General features: G+C 65.0%; 13 protein-coding genes. 6 read left to right on the forward strand and 7 right to left on the reverse strand.

What is annotated here, in order from left to right; all coding sequences use genetic code 11:
• Window positions 1–6 precede the first annotated feature (6 nt).
• Complete coding sequence (locus OU995_RS03710) at window positions 7–531, forward strand: GNAT family N-acetyltransferase (RefSeq protein WP_267834073.1); 525 nt, start codon at window positions 7–9, stop codon at window positions 529–531.
• A gap of 146 nt (window positions 532–677) precedes the next feature.
• Here the strand turns inward: OU995_RS03710 and OU995_RS03715 are convergent, their stop codons facing one another.
• From OU995_RS03715 to OU995_RS03740, 6 genes are all read right to left on the reverse strand, one after another.
• Window positions 678–2,261, reverse strand: coding sequence for a S41 family peptidase (locus OU995_RS03715; protein ID WP_267834075.1), 1,584 nt, complete (start codon window positions 2,259–2,261; stop codon window positions 678–680).
• Window positions 2,262–2,627: 366 nt separating this feature from the next.
• Complete coding sequence (locus OU995_RS03720; RefSeq protein WP_267834077.1) at window positions 2,628–3,749, reverse strand: alpha/beta hydrolase family protein; 1,122 nt, start codon at window positions 3,747–3,749, stop codon at window positions 2,628–2,630.
• Window positions 3,750–3,919: 170 nt separating this feature from the next.
• Window positions 3,920–4,891 (reverse strand): DMT family transporter, encoded by a 972-nt coding sequence (locus OU995_RS03725; RefSeq protein ID WP_267834078.1) that lies wholly within the window; start codon window positions 4,889–4,891, stop codon window positions 3,920–3,922.
• Between the two features lie 21 nt (window positions 4,892–4,912).
• Window positions 4,913–5,740 (reverse strand): AraC family transcriptional regulator, encoded by an 828-nt coding sequence (locus OU995_RS03730; protein WP_267834079.1) that lies wholly within the window; start codon window positions 5,738–5,740, stop codon window positions 4,913–4,915.
• A 49-nt stretch (window positions 5,741–5,789) separates the two neighbouring features.
• Window positions 5,790–6,818 carry an AraC family transcriptional regulator gene (locus OU995_RS03735; RefSeq protein WP_267834080.1) on the reverse strand — a complete coding sequence of 343 codons (1,029 nt, stop codon included), beginning with the start codon at window positions 6,816–6,818 and terminating at the stop codon, window positions 5,790–5,792.
• On the reverse strand, window positions 6,815–7,708 hold the full coding sequence (locus OU995_RS03740; protein ID WP_267834081.1) for a GGDEF domain-containing protein: 894 nt from the start codon (window positions 7,706–7,708) through the stop codon (window positions 6,815–6,817). The genes OU995_RS03735 and OU995_RS03740 overlap by 4 nt, the downstream gene beginning before the upstream one ends.
• Window positions 7,709–7,896: 188 nt before the next feature.
• On the opposite strand from OU995_RS03740, the gene OU995_RS03745 reads away from it, so the two are divergent.
• The gene (locus tag OU995_RS03745; protein ID WP_267834082.1) at window positions 7,897–10,566 is read left to right on the forward strand and encodes a TonB-dependent receptor; all 2,670 of its coding nucleotides are present in this window, start codon (window positions 7,897–7,899) and stop codon (window positions 10,564–10,566) included.
• A 40-nt stretch (window positions 10,567–10,606) separates the two neighbouring features.
• Window positions 10,607–12,238 (forward strand): phytase, encoded by a 1,632-nt coding sequence (locus OU995_RS03750; RefSeq protein ID WP_267834083.1) that lies wholly within the window; start codon window positions 10,607–10,609, stop codon window positions 12,236–12,238.
• A gap of 52 nt (window positions 12,239–12,290) precedes the next feature.
• Here the strand turns inward: OU995_RS03750 and OU995_RS03755 are convergent, their stop codons facing one another.
• Window positions 12,291–12,836 (reverse strand): diguanylate cyclase domain-containing protein, encoded by a 546-nt coding sequence (locus OU995_RS03755; protein ID WP_267834085.1) that lies wholly within the window; start codon window positions 12,834–12,836, stop codon window positions 12,291–12,293.
• A 294-nt stretch (window positions 12,837–13,130) separates the two neighbouring features.
• On the opposite strand from OU995_RS03755, the gene OU995_RS03760 reads away from it, so the two are divergent.
• From OU995_RS03760 to OU995_RS03770, 3 genes are all read left to right on the forward strand, one after another.
• Window positions 13,131–13,685, forward strand: coding sequence for an ECF-type sigma factor (locus tag OU995_RS03760; RefSeq protein ID WP_267834086.1), 555 nt, complete (start codon window positions 13,131–13,133; stop codon window positions 13,683–13,685).
• Between the two features lie 151 nt (window positions 13,686–13,836).
• A complete protein-coding gene (locus OU995_RS03765) occupies window positions 13,837–16,617 on the forward strand; it encodes a serine/threonine protein kinase (protein WP_267834087.1) in 2,781 nt (926 codons plus the stop codon).
• A complete protein-coding gene (locus OU995_RS03770) occupies window positions 16,614–17,024 on the forward strand; it encodes a hypothetical protein (RefSeq protein WP_267834088.1) in 411 nt (136 codons plus the stop codon). Before OU995_RS03765 ends, OU995_RS03770 begins: the two co-directional genes overlap by 4 nt.
• Window positions 17,025–17,291 lie beyond the last annotated feature (267 nt).

A 17,291-nucleotide genomic window follows, 5' to 3' on the forward strand; every position in this document is an offset into this window, starting at 1 on the left:
GGCGCCATGCCCCAGCACCTTGTGGAACTGCAGCCCTGGTCCGACCTTTCCGAACGACTGCGCAGCGAGGTGCGATCTCTCGTCATCTCGCCGCAGCAGATCGAGTACGCGGGCTCGGGGGACGCGCAGATTCGAAGGGTCGAGACGGCATCGGGCAACAACCTGGTGGGGCTGGCCATCGTTCATGGTGACGAAGCCGTGGGCTTTCTTGTCCTCAAACGCGGCAGCGAAGCGCCGGATTGGGCGGAGCCAGAGGCTGCCGTCATCAGCGGCATGCGACTCGGGGCGGCGCATCAAGGCAAAGGGCTGGGCCGCACGGCCCTTCTGGCACTGCCGGCATGGCTGTGCAAGCACTGGCCAGCGTGTAGCTCGATCACCTTGTCTGTGGACGAAGACAACGTCGCTGGCATCAAGGCCTATGCGGCTGCAGGCTTTGTGGACCTTGGCCAGCGAGTTCAAGGCCGGATCGGTTGGGTCCGGTACATGAGCCGACCGCTGGAGGGGCGATGGTCGGCGCAACGCATGGCTTGAGGACCCGAAGCCCATTGCGTTGCTCGGCCTGGTACAACAAAGGGCGCCCCTTCTGAAGGCCCCTCCAGAGCTTGGACGGGTGTCCGACTTCCGGGGTGCCATTCATTCAGAGCGCCCTTGGGGGAGGGATTCGAACCCTCAACCGATTACGGACGGCCCCCCGCAATGCGGTTGCTACGAGCCGCCAGGCGCTGAAGGCTGATGGCCACGGCATCTGACGACGACGCGGCCGACAGTGCCGATACACGCCCGCTGGCGCCGACCGGCTTGGCCGGGCAGGTGCCATTGCTGCGGTATTGCAGTGCCGCAGCCAGCATGCTTTCCGAGGTATCACCCAGTTGACGCGACAGATCGTCCGTCATCGAGCACCCCGGCACGCCCGTCGCACCGCTGCCAGCCGCCACAAAGCCATCGGCATAGTCGCCGAAGCCCTTGTTGTTGGTGCCGACAAACTCGATCGGGAAGTAGCTGTAGCCGCAATTGTCCTTGCCGGTGAAGCCATAGGGCTTGCCGCAGGTCGTGCCGCCAATCAGCACCACCTGCACATCCACGCCGCGCAGGCCGTTGATGATGGCTTCGCTGGCCGAGCACGTCCCTTCCTGAGCCAGCACAAATACGCGGCGCAGATTCAGCGTGGGCAGCGGCTTCTCGTTGGTGCACTTGCCGTTGGAGAGGATGCAGGACGTGTCATAGAACGGCGTGCGAGAGTCGCTGCTGTTGGTGTCGGCATTGCGCTGGCTGTTGTAGCGCAGTTGCTCAAACACCTTGCCGCTGGTCGGGGTGGCGCCGGCAATCATGTAGGCCAGTTCGCTGGCGATGAACAGATAACCGCCGCCGTTGTAGCGAATGTCCAGCACCAGGTCCGACACGTTCTGGCTCTTGAAGTCCTCCACCGCAGCAATCAACTGCGCTTCGGACGTGGCCACGTGGTCGTTGAAGACCATGTAGCCCACCTTCGCTCCGTCCCCGGCGGTGATCACCTGGCGCTTGAGCACCGGCGTCTTGGTCACATTGCTGGCCACCAGAGTGACATCACGTGTGCCCCCGCCGTTGGGCGTCAGCACAAAACGGTGGCTGATGGTCGCACGCGACGGGAACAGCGCTTCATTCAGCACGTCCACACCTGCGGCGGTGCTGTCATCGGCCCCCGTGCCGTCGGCAGTGACCAGCGTGTCACCCCGCTGCACGCCTGCGGCGGCGGCCGGGCTGTTGGGCTCCACATAGGCGACACGGATCTTGCGCGGCGGCGTGGCCGAGGCCAGATGCCATTCCATGCCGTACCCCAGCACCACGCCGGAATCCGACAGCGCATTCCACTCGCGGGTGGACATCACAAAGCTGAACTGGTCCTTGTGCTTGCCACTGCTGGTGATGGCGGGCGTCAGGAGCGCGGTGAAGTAGGCATTCAGGGCGGCCCCCACATCGCTGCCACTGTATTCGGAAGCGCTGGCGTTGACGCTCGGGACTTCATCGCGCCAGAGGTACGCTTCATTCATGTAGGCGCGCACCCAGTTCTTCTCAGTCGTCAGGCTGGCAGTGCGCAGGCTGGACGCTGCTTCCACGTTGTTGGCGGCGCATTGCTGGGCGTAGCTGCTGCTACCCGTCGGCGGCGCGGAGCCGCCGCTGTCGCCATCGGAACCACCCCCACCGCCACAGGCTTGCAGAACCAGAATCGCTACGGCGCTGGCCACGGCCAGGCGCGCGCGCCGCAGAGTTGCGGGCATCGTCATCGAGCTTTCCTCCCTAGGGATGTGAAGCCCGCTTTTTATCGACTTGCCCACATCCGTTAACCAACTTGAAATACTTCGAGCGCGATTTATAGCCCCAAATCGAGGCCAGACAACGACTTAAACAATTGGTTCCAACTTTAGGGTGATCTGCAGATCGCCCACACCGCTGGCGATCAGCCGCAGACGGCGCAGACGCAGCCGGTGGAACTGCGGCGTGAGGTCCAGGCTGGCGCCGGGCTGTAGCGGGAGATCCTTCGGCCAGACGGACCGGGTGATCCAGACCTGACCCTCGTGGGCTTAAAAGCGGGTGAGGCTGCAAGCCTGCGCCTGCGTCGTCCCGTCCCGTCCCGGCCCGCGCGTGCCGACCTACCCCTGCTGCCAGCTATCGCCGCGCGCCAGACCTTGCGGCTTCTTGAGCCGTTCCGCCGCTGCGACGTCCTCCAGCAGCCAGGCGCGCCACCAGTCGGTGGTGACACTTTTGATCACGGCTGAGTGATGGTCGGCCAGGGTCTGCGCCTCGGCAGGCCGACCGCGCCCCATCAGACGCTGGGCACGGCCTGCGCCAGGATCCCCGCTGCCGCCGAAGGTCTTGTGGTCCGCCCCCTCCAGCCAGAGCTGTGCCTTGGCGCCGGCTGGCAGATGATCGTAGACGGCGCGTCGGTATTCGCCGGAGCGTTCTTCCCCGAGTGGGTCGCCGTCCAGGCTACCGGTCATGCAAAGCATCGGGCGGGTGATGGTGCGCAGCCCGTCCGGATGGGTGCCCGCCGCCGGACTGAAGGCGGCAAACGCCTTGAACCGGGGCTCGGCCAGCTCGTCCCCCAGGCGAGCGGGAAAGGCGCGCCCGGCCACGGCCAGAGTGGTGTGGGCGCCGAATGAATGGCCGGACATGCCCAGGGCGTCCGGCCGAATGCGTGCCCAGCCGGGCGCGCCAGATTGCTGCAGTTGCAGCAGCTGGGCCACGGCAAAACGCACATCACGGCAGCGCGCGACCAGTTGCTCCACCGTGGCCGCCGCCTTGACGGCGCGAAGCCCACCGGACCAGATCGCCCGGTCGCTCCCGGGATGCTGGATGTGCAGTGTCGCCATGCCGGCGTCGGCCCAGGCGCGGGCCCATTCCGTGCCGCTTTCAAGGCTGCCACCCAGGCCGTGCGAGAAGATGATCAGCGGGACCAAAGCTGGGTTGCTGGATGCGCTGCGGGTTGCGCTGCCGGTTGCGCCGGCGGACGCACCGCTAGATGCAGGATGGGATGAGCCCAAAGATGCACCAACCGCCGAGCGACCGGTCGAACCCGCAGCCGTGCCGGGCATGCGGAGGCGCCAGGGCACATCCCGCTGACGAGCGGCGTCCCGCCAAAGACCTTCCGTGACGGAGCCCGACTCCGTGCCACCCTGGCTGGCTTCGGCCTTGGACCAGGCGCCGGTGGGCAGGCCGGCCGCGAGAAGCGGCAGGGCTGTGATGCTGAGGAAGCGGCGGCGAATCATCTGCATGGCTTATTGTGCAGATCTTGTCTGTGCTGCTGCGGGAATTTACGCGGTGATCACCAGCGACTTACCAAGCCTTTACCGGCTTCCCGCACCACCGCACCACTGCACGCCAAACACCAAACACCACGCCACCGCTTGAGCGCTTTGGCGCTTGACCGCCGTGCAGCGCAGGCTTACGCCCCTGGCGCCGCCCGCTCGGGCCGCACCGTCTTCAGCCTCAGCGCCCAGCAGACCCCACCCACCAGCAGCAGCACCCCCGCCACCGACAACGGGCTGGACCACTCGCCCCGCAGCACTTGCGCATAAGCCAGCGCCGACAGCGTTTCAAACACGATCAACTGCCCGACCAGGGCGGTCGGCAGGCGCTGGCTGGCCTCATTCCAGCACAGGGTGCCCAGCCAGGAGGCCAGCAGCCCGACTGCCAGCATCAGCCCGATGTAAGCCCAGGGCCGGGGCCCGGCCGGCATCGCAAAGTCCACAGGCAACACCGCCACGCCGGCTCCTTGCAACACCCCGATCGCCAGGAAGGCCAGCAGCGCCATCGGCAGTGTCACCAGGCCCTGTGCCGTGGCCCAGGCGCGGGGGCTGCGGTCCGTGTGGGTGCGCAACCAGTCCGCATTGCGGATGGGGTACCAGGTCCAGCAGGCCACGGCCACCACGGCCAACAAGGCCCCTTGCAGATATCGGGCGCGGTCGCCCACGGCCACCGCCGCCTGCTCCACCTGATTCACACAGGCGATGCCTGCGGCGATCAGCAGCAACGCGGGTGCCAGTTGCCGCCAGCGGTAGTGGCCATCCCGAACGGCGTTGCGCCGGTTTGAACACAGCGCAATCACCACCGGCAAGGTGCCGATCAGCATCGTCGGCAACGGGCCCCCAGCGCGCTGGATGGCGGCGGACAGCGTCAGGTAGTAGAGAAAGTTTCCGACGGCGCTGAGGCGGCAGGCGGACCACCAGTCAGCCCGGCTGAGCCGGGCAAGTTCGCACCGGTCCAACAGGGCCAGCGGCACGGCGATCAAACCAAACGCCAGGTAGCGCCCGGCCGTGAGCAGGGCCGCCGGGTAATCCGGCAACAGCAGGGGCGCCACAAACACCAGGCCCCACATCAGCCCAGCCGCCAGCGCAAACAGACATCCGATCCACATGCCTGGCAGTGTGCCCGGGCTTCAGCGGCGCGGTCTTGTACCCAATTGCTGCTGATAGCGGGCGGGAGTGACGCCGTAGCGGCAGGCAAAGTTGCGGGTGAGATGGGCCTGGTCGGTCAGGCCGACGGCGGCGGCCACCCCAGCGGGGGCCTCCCCACGCGCCAGCAGCCGCTTGGCTTCATTGAGCCGAAGCGCCATCAAGGCCTGCTGCGGCGTGGCGTGGTGATGGGCCTTGAAGCTGCGCAGGAAATGAAACGGGCTGAGGCCGGCCACGGCGGCCAGGGTGCCGGTATCCAGGCTCTGATCGAGATGGGCCCGCATGTAGTCGATCACGCCCTGGAAACGCGGCGTGGCGCCGTCCCGATGCACCGGCGCACGACGCGCGTGGCGGCTCAGGCTCTGCACCAGTTCCAGCAGGGCACTGTCGAAGGCCAGCGGCTCGCGGGCCTGCCACAGCGTGGCGATCAGTGCGGCCGCCCGGGTGGCTGCGGCGGCGTCAAACGCCACGGCGGCATCAAATCGCCAGGCAGGGCCGCCATACAAGCGGCTGAGCAGCGCTTCATCCAGATAGACCATGCGGTAGCCCCAGGCCTGCGGTGTGGCGGCCTCCCCGGTGTGGATGTCCTCCGGATTCATCAGCATCAGCGTCGCGCTGGGCGCGAGATGCTCACCGCCGCGCCAGCGAAAGCGCCCGACACCCTCGGTGATGGCACCCAGCCCGTAGGCTTCATGGGTGTGGGGGTCGAAACTGTGGCGAAGGATGTGGGCATGGTAGAGCTCCACCCCCTCGCGGTGGGCAGGGCGGCGGTACTCGGCCTGGTCTTCGGCATGCTCGAATGAGGGCGGCATGGCCGTAGTCTAGGCGGGCTCGGCAGTGCGCTCGTGTGGTGTCCCGCAACTAGAGCATCCCCGGTGTCATTCCCGTCCAGCGCCGGAACGAGCGGCGGAAGTTGCTCTTGTCATGGAATCCCAACGAGCGGGCGACGGCCTCGCCTCGCTGCCCGTGCAGGGCCATCAGGTAGAGCGCGGCCTGGGCACGGACCTGATCCAGTTGCGCCTGGTAGTGCGTGCCCGACAGGGCCAGTTGGCGCTTCAGCGTGGCGGGGCTGATGTTGAAACGGCGTGCGCAAGCGTCCAAGGTGGGCACCTCGCCCAGCGACAACAGCAGATGGTCATCCAGGGCCGCCAGTTGGCCCCGCCACAGGGCCTGTGGGTCCGCCCCCTGCGCCAGCGCATTGGCCGCCATGGCCGACGGCCTCGCCGCAGCCGGCCACGCTTGCAGCGCCTCCGCCAGCGGCAGCCGCATGGCGTCCACCTGGCAGCCAAACTGCAGGTCGGTGCCGAGATAGGCCGCATGCTGCGACAGCTCCCGCGGCCGCGTGCGGTTGAAACTGAAACGCCAGCGCAGCGGCTGCCCACCCAGCCAATGCGCCAGTGCAACAACAGCGGTCATCTGCATGTCCACCAGCAACGGTTGCAGCGCCGGTGGTGCGCCGCAGGCTTCGGTCCAGACCAGCAGCAGCTCATCGCCGGTTTCCAGCAGACGGGGCGTCAACAGCGGCGACAGGCGGGCCGCATAGGCACACAGCACCCGCAGGGCATGACGCAGATCGGTGGCCTGCTGAAGGGCCTGGCTGGCCAGCCCATAGTGACCCGGCAAGCTGAGCTGGCCCAGCACAAAACCGACATCACGCGCGTGCCCCTGCAACGCGGCCAACATGCTCAGCAACTGGCGCGGCGAGAGCATCTGCCCGGGAGACAGGCCCAGCGGGGTCAGCCACTCCTGCACCGCCAACCCGCGGCTGTGGGCCAATTCAGCCAGCAGCGCCCCCTGGTAGGCCCACGGGATAAAGGCGGTGTCCGCGCCGTAATGCGGCGGCGTCCCGGCGGGCAAGCTGCTGCGCAGCAGCGCCAGGGCCTCGCTCACCGCAGTTGCTCCACCAGGCGCAGAAGCTGAACTTCGGCATCTTCCGAGCGGCCCAGTGGCGCGTGGGCCATGCACGACTCAAGCCGTACCCGGGTCCGCCCATCGGCGCAGGGGTGCACATGGGCGGACAGAGCGGCCAGCAGATCGTCCGCCATGGTGCGGTCGGCAGCGGGCAGCAGCGCCACAAAGCGGTCGGCGGCGTAGCGGCACAGCAGGTCCCCCGGCCGCAGTTGCAGCAACAGCAGTGGGCCGGTGGCCTGCAGCAGCCGGTCCGCCTCGGCCAATCCGTGTTGACGGGAGAGTGCGGGCAGATCCGCCCACCCCAGCATCACCAGCGTGGCAGGCTCCCCGCTGTGCTGCTGCCGGCGCAGCTGGTCCAGCAGATAGGCGCCATCACCGAGCTGGGTGAGGCGGTCGATCTGGTCATGCTCCCGGTAGGCCCGCTCCCGGCCGCTACGCATGGCATTGAGCGCCAGTTGCTCCTGACGCCACAGATGCAGGCCCCAGGTCAGGGCGATCATGCCCACCAGGTGGAAGCTGGATTCCATGCCCAGCAGCAGCGTGTAATCACGCGGCAGCTTCCAGAACTCATCCATCAGGTCGGCCCAGCCGCCCATCAGCATGCCGGCCAGCCCCAGACACAGCCAGGTGGTGACCCGGCCCGCCGGCCGGCTGGCCCGCAACTGCACCAGCCAGAGCGACAACAGCGCCACCACCAGCCCTTCGCTGAGAATGTCGATCCACCGCCAGATCGCCACCGGCTTGGCAACCGCCCAATGTGCAAACAGCCAGGTGATGCCGCACATCACCAGCATCAGCGCGTGACCAAAATGGCGCGATCCCGCCACCGGGGCGAGCACGAGCGGCGGACGCGGCAGCACGAGTTTCATGGCGCACCATGCTATGAAGGCTTTGTGACAGTTCATGGGGGCTGCGCCCCAGGGGGTGCAAACAGCTCACGGCGCGGGGCGGAATGCGCTGTACGGCAGCCGGCATGGCGCGGATGCCGCACTGTCACGCAAGCGCCATGCAGGGTTTTGATCATCCGCTCCCATTGCTGACTCACCCACCCCTGACCATGCGCACCCCGCCTCGCCCTACCCTGCTCGCCCTGTGCCTCTCCAGCCTGTGGCTGCCACCGGCCCTGGCCCAACAGTCCGGCCCGGCTGCGGCTGCGCCGGCCACGGCAGCGTCTGCGGCTGCCACTGGAAGTTCCGCTTCGGCTGCCGGTTCGAGAACTCCGGCATCCACTGCGGCTTCCACTTCGGCTTCCACTTCGGTGTCAGCGGCTGCCGCCCCCTCCACAGCCGCGTCCGGTGCGGCCGGCACCCACAATCCGCAGAAACTCGAAACGGTCGTGACCGTCGGCCAGGCTGCCGCCCTGCGCTCGGCGGTGGACAAGCAGGCGTCCGCCAGCGGCATCGTCAACGTCGTGCATGCCGACGGCATCGGCCAACTGCCGGACAACAATGCCGCCGAAGCGCTGGCCCGTCTGCCGGGCGTGTCGGTGGAACGTGATCAGGGCGAAGGCCGATTCATCCGGGTGCGCGGCCTGGGGCCCGACTACAACATGGTCACCATCAACGGTGCCGTGGCACCGGCCTCGCAATCGGACAAGCGCGCACCCGGGCTGGACCTGGTACCCGCTGGCCTGATCCGCTCGCTGGAGGTCGACAAGACGCTGATGCCGGAGCAGGACGCCAACTCACTGGGCGGCACCGTCACGGTCCGCACGCTGAGCGCATTTGACCAACCGGGCCGCCTCTTCACCCTGGAGGCTGGAGGCAACTACGACGCCAATGCCGGCAAGACCCGTCCCCGTGGATCGGTGGCTTTTGCCGACCGCTTCGCCGGTGGCACGCTGGGCCTGGCCGTGGCCGTCTCCGCCGACCAGCGCCGCTTCGCCAGCGACAACGTCGAGACCGGCGGCGACTGGGACGGCGGCAAGCTCAACAGCTTTGAGCTGCGTCGTTACGAGATCACCCGTGAGCGCGTGGGCGCTGCGCTGAACCTGGACTATCGTCCGGACGCGTCCAACCTCTTCTACCTGCGCAGCTTCAGCAGCCGCTTCACCGATCAGGAAAACCGCCAGTCGATGAAAGTGGAATTCGACGAGGCGCAAGCGCCCGGGGAGACCGGCGACGGCACCGTCAGCCGTGGCCTCAAGCAACGTCGGGAGGTCAACAAGTCGTCGGCCGTGGTGCTGGGGACCGAGCTGACACGCGGCGTGTGGAAAGCCTGGGGTGAAGTGGGTGCTGGCCGCGCCAGCGAAGACAAGCCGGACACGCTCAGTTCGTCGTCCTTCACGGCGGATTTTTCCGGGTTGGGTTACACCAGCACCGTACGCACGATGCCCACCTCGGTGGCGGGCCTCAACGACGCCGCCAACTACAGCTTCAACAAGGCCAAGATGGAGCAGAGCCACGCCACCGACGAGGTGCGGCATGCCAAGGTGGATCTGCAGCGGGAGCTGGAGATTGCCGGCTGGGACGTCGATCTCAAGGCCGGCCTGAAGGCCACCCGGCGTGACAAGGACAATGAGCAGGAGGTGTTTGCCCCCACCGCCAAGGCACTGAAGAAGGCGCCCTACAGCCTGACCTCGTCGCAACTCAAGCTGGGCAACTTCCTCACTGGCGGCTCGGTGGACTACCCCTGGACCTCCTTCGGGCCGGCCATCGATGCGGGCAAGCTGCGCGCACTGTATGCCGGTTCGCTGCAGGACTTCCGCGATGACGTTGATTCCGAAGTCAACGACTACCGCATGCGCGAGCGCACTGACGCTGGTTATCTGCAGGCGAAGATCGAGCAAGGCGGCACGCAGTGGATTGCGGGCGTGCGGGGTGAACGGGTGCGCTTCGAAGCGGACGGCATGTCCTCCGCCGATGACACCTTGACGCCCACCCACACCAGCAACAGCACCCATCGCTGGCTGCCCGCCCTGCTGCTGCGCCAGCAGATGAGCGCGGACACGGTGCTGCGGGCAGCCATCACTCACAGCATGGTGCGGCCGTCGTTTGACCAGCTCAGCCCTGGCGTGACCATCGACGGCGATGAGGCCACCCTGGGCAACCCGCAGCTCAAGCCGCTGCGCTCACGCAACCTGGACCTGGGCGTGGAGCGGCGGCTGGGCCGTGATGGTGCGGTGTCGGCCTATGTCTTCCACAAGCAGATCCGCAATTTCGCATTCCAGACGGATCTGGCGGGCACGGCGGGTTGGGAAGGCTTCAGCCATGTGGAGACCTTTGCCAATGGCGGCAATGCCACCGTGCGCGGGCTGGAACTGTCCTGGAGCCAGGCGCTGAGCACCCTGCCGGCGCCGTGGAACGGGCTGGTGGTGGGGGCCAATGGCAGCTTTGTTCGCTCACGCGCCACCATCGGCGGTTACGACAGCGGTGTGTATACCGAGCGCCGCATCGCCTTGCCCAGCCAGTCGGACCGCAGCATCAACCTCAGCCTCGGCTGGGAATCGCCGGCATTTGCCGCCCGCCTGGCACTCAATCACAAGTCGCCGTATCTGCTGGAGGTGGGCGATGTGCTGGACGCGTCGCAGGACCGGCGCGTGGACACCCAGAACCAATTGGATGCCTCGATGCGCATCCGCCTGGCCAAGGGCTTGGACCTGCATCTGGAAGCCCTCAATCTGAGCAATGAGCGTTACTACGTCTACCAGGGCGACAAGGCGCACAACGTGCAGTACGAGCGCTACGGCCGGGCTTACAAGGTCAGCGTGAAGCTGGCGATGTTCTAAGGGGTTCGGCTTGAGCAAGAGCAACAACATGAGCAACTGCATGAGCGACATCAAGAGCAGCATCATGAACAGAAGGAGCGCCCCGCGTGGCCCATGGATCCTGGCAACAACGGTGACGGCAGTCGCGTTGGCGCTGCCCTCCGCCGGAGGGGCACAGACACTGGAACTCGCCAAGTCCGGGTTGCGGCTGCTGGACGGCCAGGGGCAGGTGAAGGCGGAGATGCCGATGCGGGCCAAGCGATGGGATCAACGCCGCCTGCCTGACGGCCGCACCGTCGCGCTGGTGCAGGACGCCGACAGCGGGGCGCTGCGCCTGATCGAGGCGCAGCAGGGGCAGTTGACCGAGCGCCGTCGCTGGGAAGGCCCGTCGTTCAACGTGGAGGCCTTGTGCCTGTATCGGCCGCCGGCCCAGCCGCTGCTTCAAGCCTTTGTGCTGGGGGATGACGGCATCGGGGAGCAGTGGCTGGTGGATGACTCGGCGGTGTCCACGTCTCCCTCACCGGTGATGCGTCGGCTGGCCAGCGTGCCGGACGCCAAGGGCTGCACGGTACGGGATGAAGAAAGCCGCCTGTATGTGGCCGAGGCCGGGGTGGGCCTGTGGGCGCAGAGCGCTGATGCGGAGCGGCATGAGCGGCGCCTGGTCGCGCCCGGGCTGGCGCCTGCGGACCTGGGCTTGTGGCTCTCGGCCCATGCGGCCGAACCGGCGCCCAGCATCCCGGTGGTGGTGCCCAGCGCCCAGACGACGCCGGTGCGCGGTAGCGGCGATGCGGCGGATGATCCGGCGATCTGGGTGAATGGTCCGCAGCCATCCGCCAGCCGCATCCTGGGCACCGACAAAAAACTGGGCCTGGCGGTGTATGACCTGCAGGGACGAGAGACTCAGTTCCTGCCCGTGGGCCGTGTGAACAATGTCGACCTGCGCCAGGGCCTGCAGTACGGCGGCCAGCGCTGGGATCTGGCCGTGGCGTCCCAGCGGGATCGTCGCACCGTGGTGCTGTTCGAGATCAATCGTCAGGGTCAGGTCAAGCCGGTGGCGGAATTGCCGACCGGGCTGGAAGAGGTCTATGGCATCTGCAGCGGCCGCAACCCTGCGGGCGGGCTGGATGTGTTCGTGAATGACAAGGACGGGCGGGTGCAGCAACTGCGGGTGACGCGGGAGGCCCAAGCGTGGCGCGGCGAATCCGTGGCGCAGTTCAAGCTGGAGACCCAACCGGAAGGCTGCGTGGTGGACGAAGCGGGCCGGCAACTCTTCATCGGCGAGGAGAAGCGGGGCATCTGGCGGGTGGCGCTGGAAGCGGACGGCCGCATGGGGCCGGCCCGCATGGTGCTCCCGGTGGGCGACTGGCTGACGGCGGACGTGGAAGGCATGGCCGTACACCGCAGCGCCAAGGGCGCCTGGCTGGTGGTGTCCGCCCAGGGCAGCGACAGTTTCGTGGTGCTGGGGGCGGACGCGCCGCACGCGGTGAAGGGCCGGTTCCGGGTGGGGGTGAATGCCGAGCGCGGCATTGACGCTGTGTCGGAAACCGACGGGCTGGATGTCACCACGGCCAACCTCGGCGGGGTCTACGGCGAGGGCCTGCTGGTGGTGCAAGACGGCCACAAGCGGTGGCCGTCTGGGCGGCAGAACTTCAAGCTGGTGCCGTGGGCGGAGGTGATGCGGGTGATGAAATAGGCGTCCATCGCTCATCCCTCATTGCTTGACCAGGTCGCGGACGCTCTGCTGGTCACCCCGCTCTGGCCTGCAAATCTGCGCGGGCCAACTGCGCCAATTCAGCTGCACGGGTACCACCTTCGGGTGAGGCGGAGGCGCCAATCTGCAGGCGCACATGCATGACCTGGCCCTCTCCCACGCCATACGAGCCCGCCAGAGCATGGTGCAGGCGCACCCTCACCAGTTCCGCCTCGGGCGCGCCGGCATCGATCAACAGCACACCAAAGCTGCCCTCCCCCACCTGCAGTACCGTATCCGTGCCACGTACGCGGCTGCGCAGGCGGCGCCCCACGGCCGTCATCAGGCTCGCTTGCAGGTCGTAGGGAGAGGCCGGGTCCACCGCCTCCACGGCCTGCGCCTCCAGCCACATCACCGCCAGCTTGGCGCCATACCGCCGGCACTGTGACAACTGGCGAGTGATCATCAGCCCGAATTCGCCCACGGAATCCACCCGCGGGATGCTCAGTTGTGGAGCCTGGCGCGGTGGCTTGGCCACCTGGGTGTCTGACGCGCCCGCCTGCGCCGGACCGGCCATGACGGGGGAACTGAACGAACTCATCGTGATCGACTCCGGACCGGGTACCTCATTCCCATGCGCGCAGCGCCCTCTACGCTGCGCACACGGTGAGGGCACAACCTGCCTACAGCAGCCCGTGTCATTCCGGCCTCCCTTGCCACATCTCAAAGTCGTGCCCTCATCAAGAAAAACGGAGATCGGCGGCCGGACCCGACATCCAATGACAACAATCTTCTAAGTGAAAACCCTTGATTGATGTCAATCCGTGCGCTTTGGGGGCCCTCATCATGATCTAGATGTAACAGTTTCATACGGTGCCCGTTAGAGTGCGGACCTATGACTGACATCACCCAACTGCTGCAAGCTGCTGGCCAAGGCGACCGCCAGGCCGCCGACCAGGTGGTGTCACAGCTGTATGGGGAGTTGCAGCGGCTGGCGAGGCAGCGCATGCGGATGTCCGGAGGGGTGACGCTGCTGGACACCACGGCGCTGGTGCACGAGGCCTGGTTGAGGTTGGCGGGTGCGCAAGCCAAGACCTTTCCGGACCGGCGTCACTTCCTGGCATACGCCGCACGGGTGATGCGCAACGTGGTGATTGACGTCGTGCGTGCGCGACGAGCTGAGCGCCGCGGTGGCGACCAACCGGAGCTGACGCTCAACACGGCGGTCGTGGAGATGGGTCCGCAATCGGACGACAACATTCTGCGCATTCATGAAGCGCTGGATGAACTCGCAGGCGTGGAACCCCGATTGGCTCAAGTGGTGGAGATGCGCTACTTTGGCGGATTGCTGGAGCAAGAAATTGCTGAAGCGCTTGGCGTGACAGAACGCACGGTGCAACGGGATTGGCAGAAGGCAAGGCTGTTTCTCTCCATCAGCCTGAAAGATTAAGCCCGGCACACTAGACGTTCTCACCCCGACCTCTGTGGGGCAGTTGTGCAGAGGTCTCCCGGAATCACAAGAAGTACACAGGCCCGAAAGAGTCCTGCACAGCGATGGGCGCCTGTTGTTTGCGCCCCCGAGAGAAGCCACAACAACGCCCATGGAAGCCCTGGATAAAGAACGCTGGATTGCATTGAGCCCGCTGCTGGATCAATTGCTGGACCAAGACGAGGAGGACCGGCAGCGATGGCTGGCGCAATTGCGCGCGCATGACGCTGCGACAGCGGATGAATTGGAAGCTTTGCTGGCAAAGGACAAAGCGCTGCATGAGCAGAACTTCCTGGGCCGGCCGGCGGCCGAGCAGATTGGGAGCCTGCCGGATGCGGCGCCAGCGCAGGGAACGGCCGCGCCGGATCTGTCGGGGCAATCGATCGGCCCCTATCAGTTGGAACGAGAAGTCGGCCAAGGGGGCATGGGCGCCGTCTGGCTGGCCCACCGGGCGGACGGGCGGTTCCAGGGCGAGGTGGCCATCAAGTTCCTGAAGGCCGGATTGTTTGGCCAAGGGGACAACGGACGATTTGCCCGTGAAGGCCAAATCCTGGGGCGCCTGTCTCACCCGCACATTGCGCGGCTGCTGGATGCGGGTGTGCATCAAGGGCATCAGCCCTATCTGGTGCTGGAGTATGTGGATGGATTGCCGATTGACCGCTATTGCCATGTGCATGGGCTGGACATCGAAGCGCGCATCCGGCTGTTCCTGGATGTGCTGGCGGCAGTGGCCCATGCGCATCAGCGGCTGATCCTGCATCGCGACCTGAAGCCCAGCAATATTCTGGTGACGGCCGATGGGCAGGTGAAACTGCTGGACTTCGGCATTGCCAAGCTGATGGATGACGCAACGCAGCCGGCGGCGGCCACTGAATTGACGCAAAGAGCGGGCAGTGCGTTTACACCGCAATACGCGGCACCGGAGCAGATCCAGCAGGGGGATGTGACGACAGCGACCGATGTGTATGCACTCGGCGTGCTGTTGTATCAGTTGCTGGGGGGGCGGCATCCGACGGCGGATGACACGCAGACGCATCTGGATCGATTGAAGGCCGTGGTGGAGTTGGTGCCGAAGCGGCTGTCTGAAGTGGCGTCCGGTCAATTGGACCCGGTGATTGCGCGTCAGGCCAAGCTGTTGAAAGGGGACCTGGACACGATTGTGGCCAAGGCGCTGAAGAAGTCAGCGGCGGAGCGTTATACCAATGCGGAGCAGTTCTCTGCGGACCTTTATCGCTGGCTAGCTCACGAACCTATCGCGGCCAGACCCGACACCCGCTTTTACGTGCTGGGCCGTTTTGTCAGAAGGCACCGGCTGGCAGTGGGCGCCAGCAGCCTCGCCGTATTGGCTCTGGTGGGGATGACAACCCTCAGCGTGGTGCAAGCACATCGGGCAGAGTTGGCGGAGCGTCAGGCACAACAGCGTCGGCATCAAGCGGATGACTTGCTGAGCTTCATGCTGGGTGAGTTCGCGGACAAGCTGCGCCCCATAGGGCGCTTGGAGTTGCTGGACAGTGTCGGCACCAAAGCGTTGTCCTATCTTGCTAGGGACGATGCGACCACCCTACAGGAGCGGCTACAGCGCGCCAAAGCTCTCACTGTGCTAGGTGAAGTCCGGGTATCGAAGCGGGATCTGGACGGCGCACTGATTCCCTTGGCCGCAGCACTGAAGTTGCTGGAGGGACCTCCGCCTGCTGACCCGACTCTGTTAGAAGACTGGTACAAGTCCAAAGGAGCTGCAGCGTTCTGGGAGGGACACAGCTACTTTTCGCAGAGGAACTTTGCAAAGGCGTCGGAAGCCATGAAGCGATACCGGCTGATATGCAAAGAATGGCTCACCGCCATTCCGAACAGCAAGGACGCACTCGCCGAACTTTCCTATGCGGAGAACAGCGTAGGATCAGTTAGCCTTGACATGGCTGACTTCCCCGGTGCCATTTCCAGCTTCGAATCCTCCATACAACTAAAGAAACGCGCAATCGCAAACGCGGATAGCCCTCCTGATCCTTCCCTTCGACTGAACTTGGCTGACAGCCTAAGCTGGCTCGGAACAACGCTTTACTGGGAGGGAAAACTCGCAAAGGCGGCCGAAGCCTTTGAACAAGCGATCGCAGAAGTTGTGGATGTCCGCAAGACCGCTCCCGGCAATGGAACATGGGCCTATCGAGAGGCTGTGTTACGCAGGTGGCTTGGAGGCGCGAATTCATATTTAGGGAGGACGCAAATTGCTGACCAACAATTTGCACAATCACTGACTATCCTTCGCGCACTAAGTGCGGAAGATCCGAGCAATCTGAGTTGGGGTATCAACCTCCTACTTACGGAGTCACTTCAGTTGCGGAATGCGGATCAAGAAGTTGAGGCGAGGAACCACTTGCCACAATGGAAGGCATTGAAGGATCGGTGGGACGAATTGGACAAGCGGTTTGGACCAGCGACCCGCAGGCAGCGACTGGAGCATCAATTTTTGGTCTACGTTGGCCTCGCCAATGCGCTTGCGAACTCAAATGAGACGGCAGCTAGCGTTGCTTTGCTTCTTGAGGTTCTCGGCTTATTGCGCACAGCTCTCGACAGCACACCCAACGACACTCATCTCCTTGGCGCTCTTGCGGAAGCCGCCGACCAAGTGTTCAAACTCGATGCCCGCATGAATGGGGAACTTCTTGCTCAGCGACGAGTGCAGATTTGTGGGGACTTAGTTGACAGAATTGAGAAGATGCGGCCTTTGATTGGGGTTCATCTGCTTATCACTTCCTCTTGGGTTCAGGCCCAATCCTGTCTGGGGAGAGGAGGCCGGGAAGATGTCCAGCGTGAAGCTGCCTGGTTGACGCAGCAGAGAGCTGCGTCCTCCTCTGTTCTCACCCCAGACAAGCCACGAGAGAAAGGAAAACTATGACCTCAACCTTCTATGTATCTGCCACCGTTAGCACAGATGGCAACTTCGCAGATTGCACCTACTATCAAAATCAGGACGGCACCGGAAAAATCATTGGATCCACCTTCAGCATTCCAAAGGACGCAGGACAGTGCACGTTCGCTTCCACTTTTGACTCGCCACTGCTCCTGATCGGCGCAACGTTCAGTACTCTTGGCAGCAACCCAAGTCTCAATTCAAGTAACTTTAAGGCGGCTGATACCAGCGGTGGTGTCGCGGTCACAATGCCGACCACCTATGTAGCCACCAAGGGAGTCGTGCTGCTTTTCTCTGATCGCGAAGTGGTGGACAACCTGTATCCGAGCAGTGATCCTCAGATCATTAATGATGGTGGCATGATCACCTCCGCAGCGCCCACCGCCAGCTGAGCGGGTCACCAACAAGCTGGTCCCAACCTGAGCTGAGCCACTTTTCGCTTGCCGGTCGGCTCCCATCTACCTCGCGAGACCTGTCCATCCCGTCACGTGGAAAGATGGAGCCCTTGATTGAACAGCGCAAAGCAGTCATTAGCAGCCCCCTGCTTGCGGCCGTCCTGGCCGCAGGCGTGGGCGGCCCTACGTCATCCCACTTATAGGATGTACGCTTGCGCTCTTGATTGAGCAGCGGCGAATTGATTGCCTGTACTGTCAAAAGAT

The sequence above is a fragment of the Roseateles sp. SL47 genome (genome assembly GCF_026625885.1).
GTDB lineage: Bacteria > Pseudomonadota > Gammaproteobacteria > Burkholderiales > Burkholderiaceae_C > Roseateles.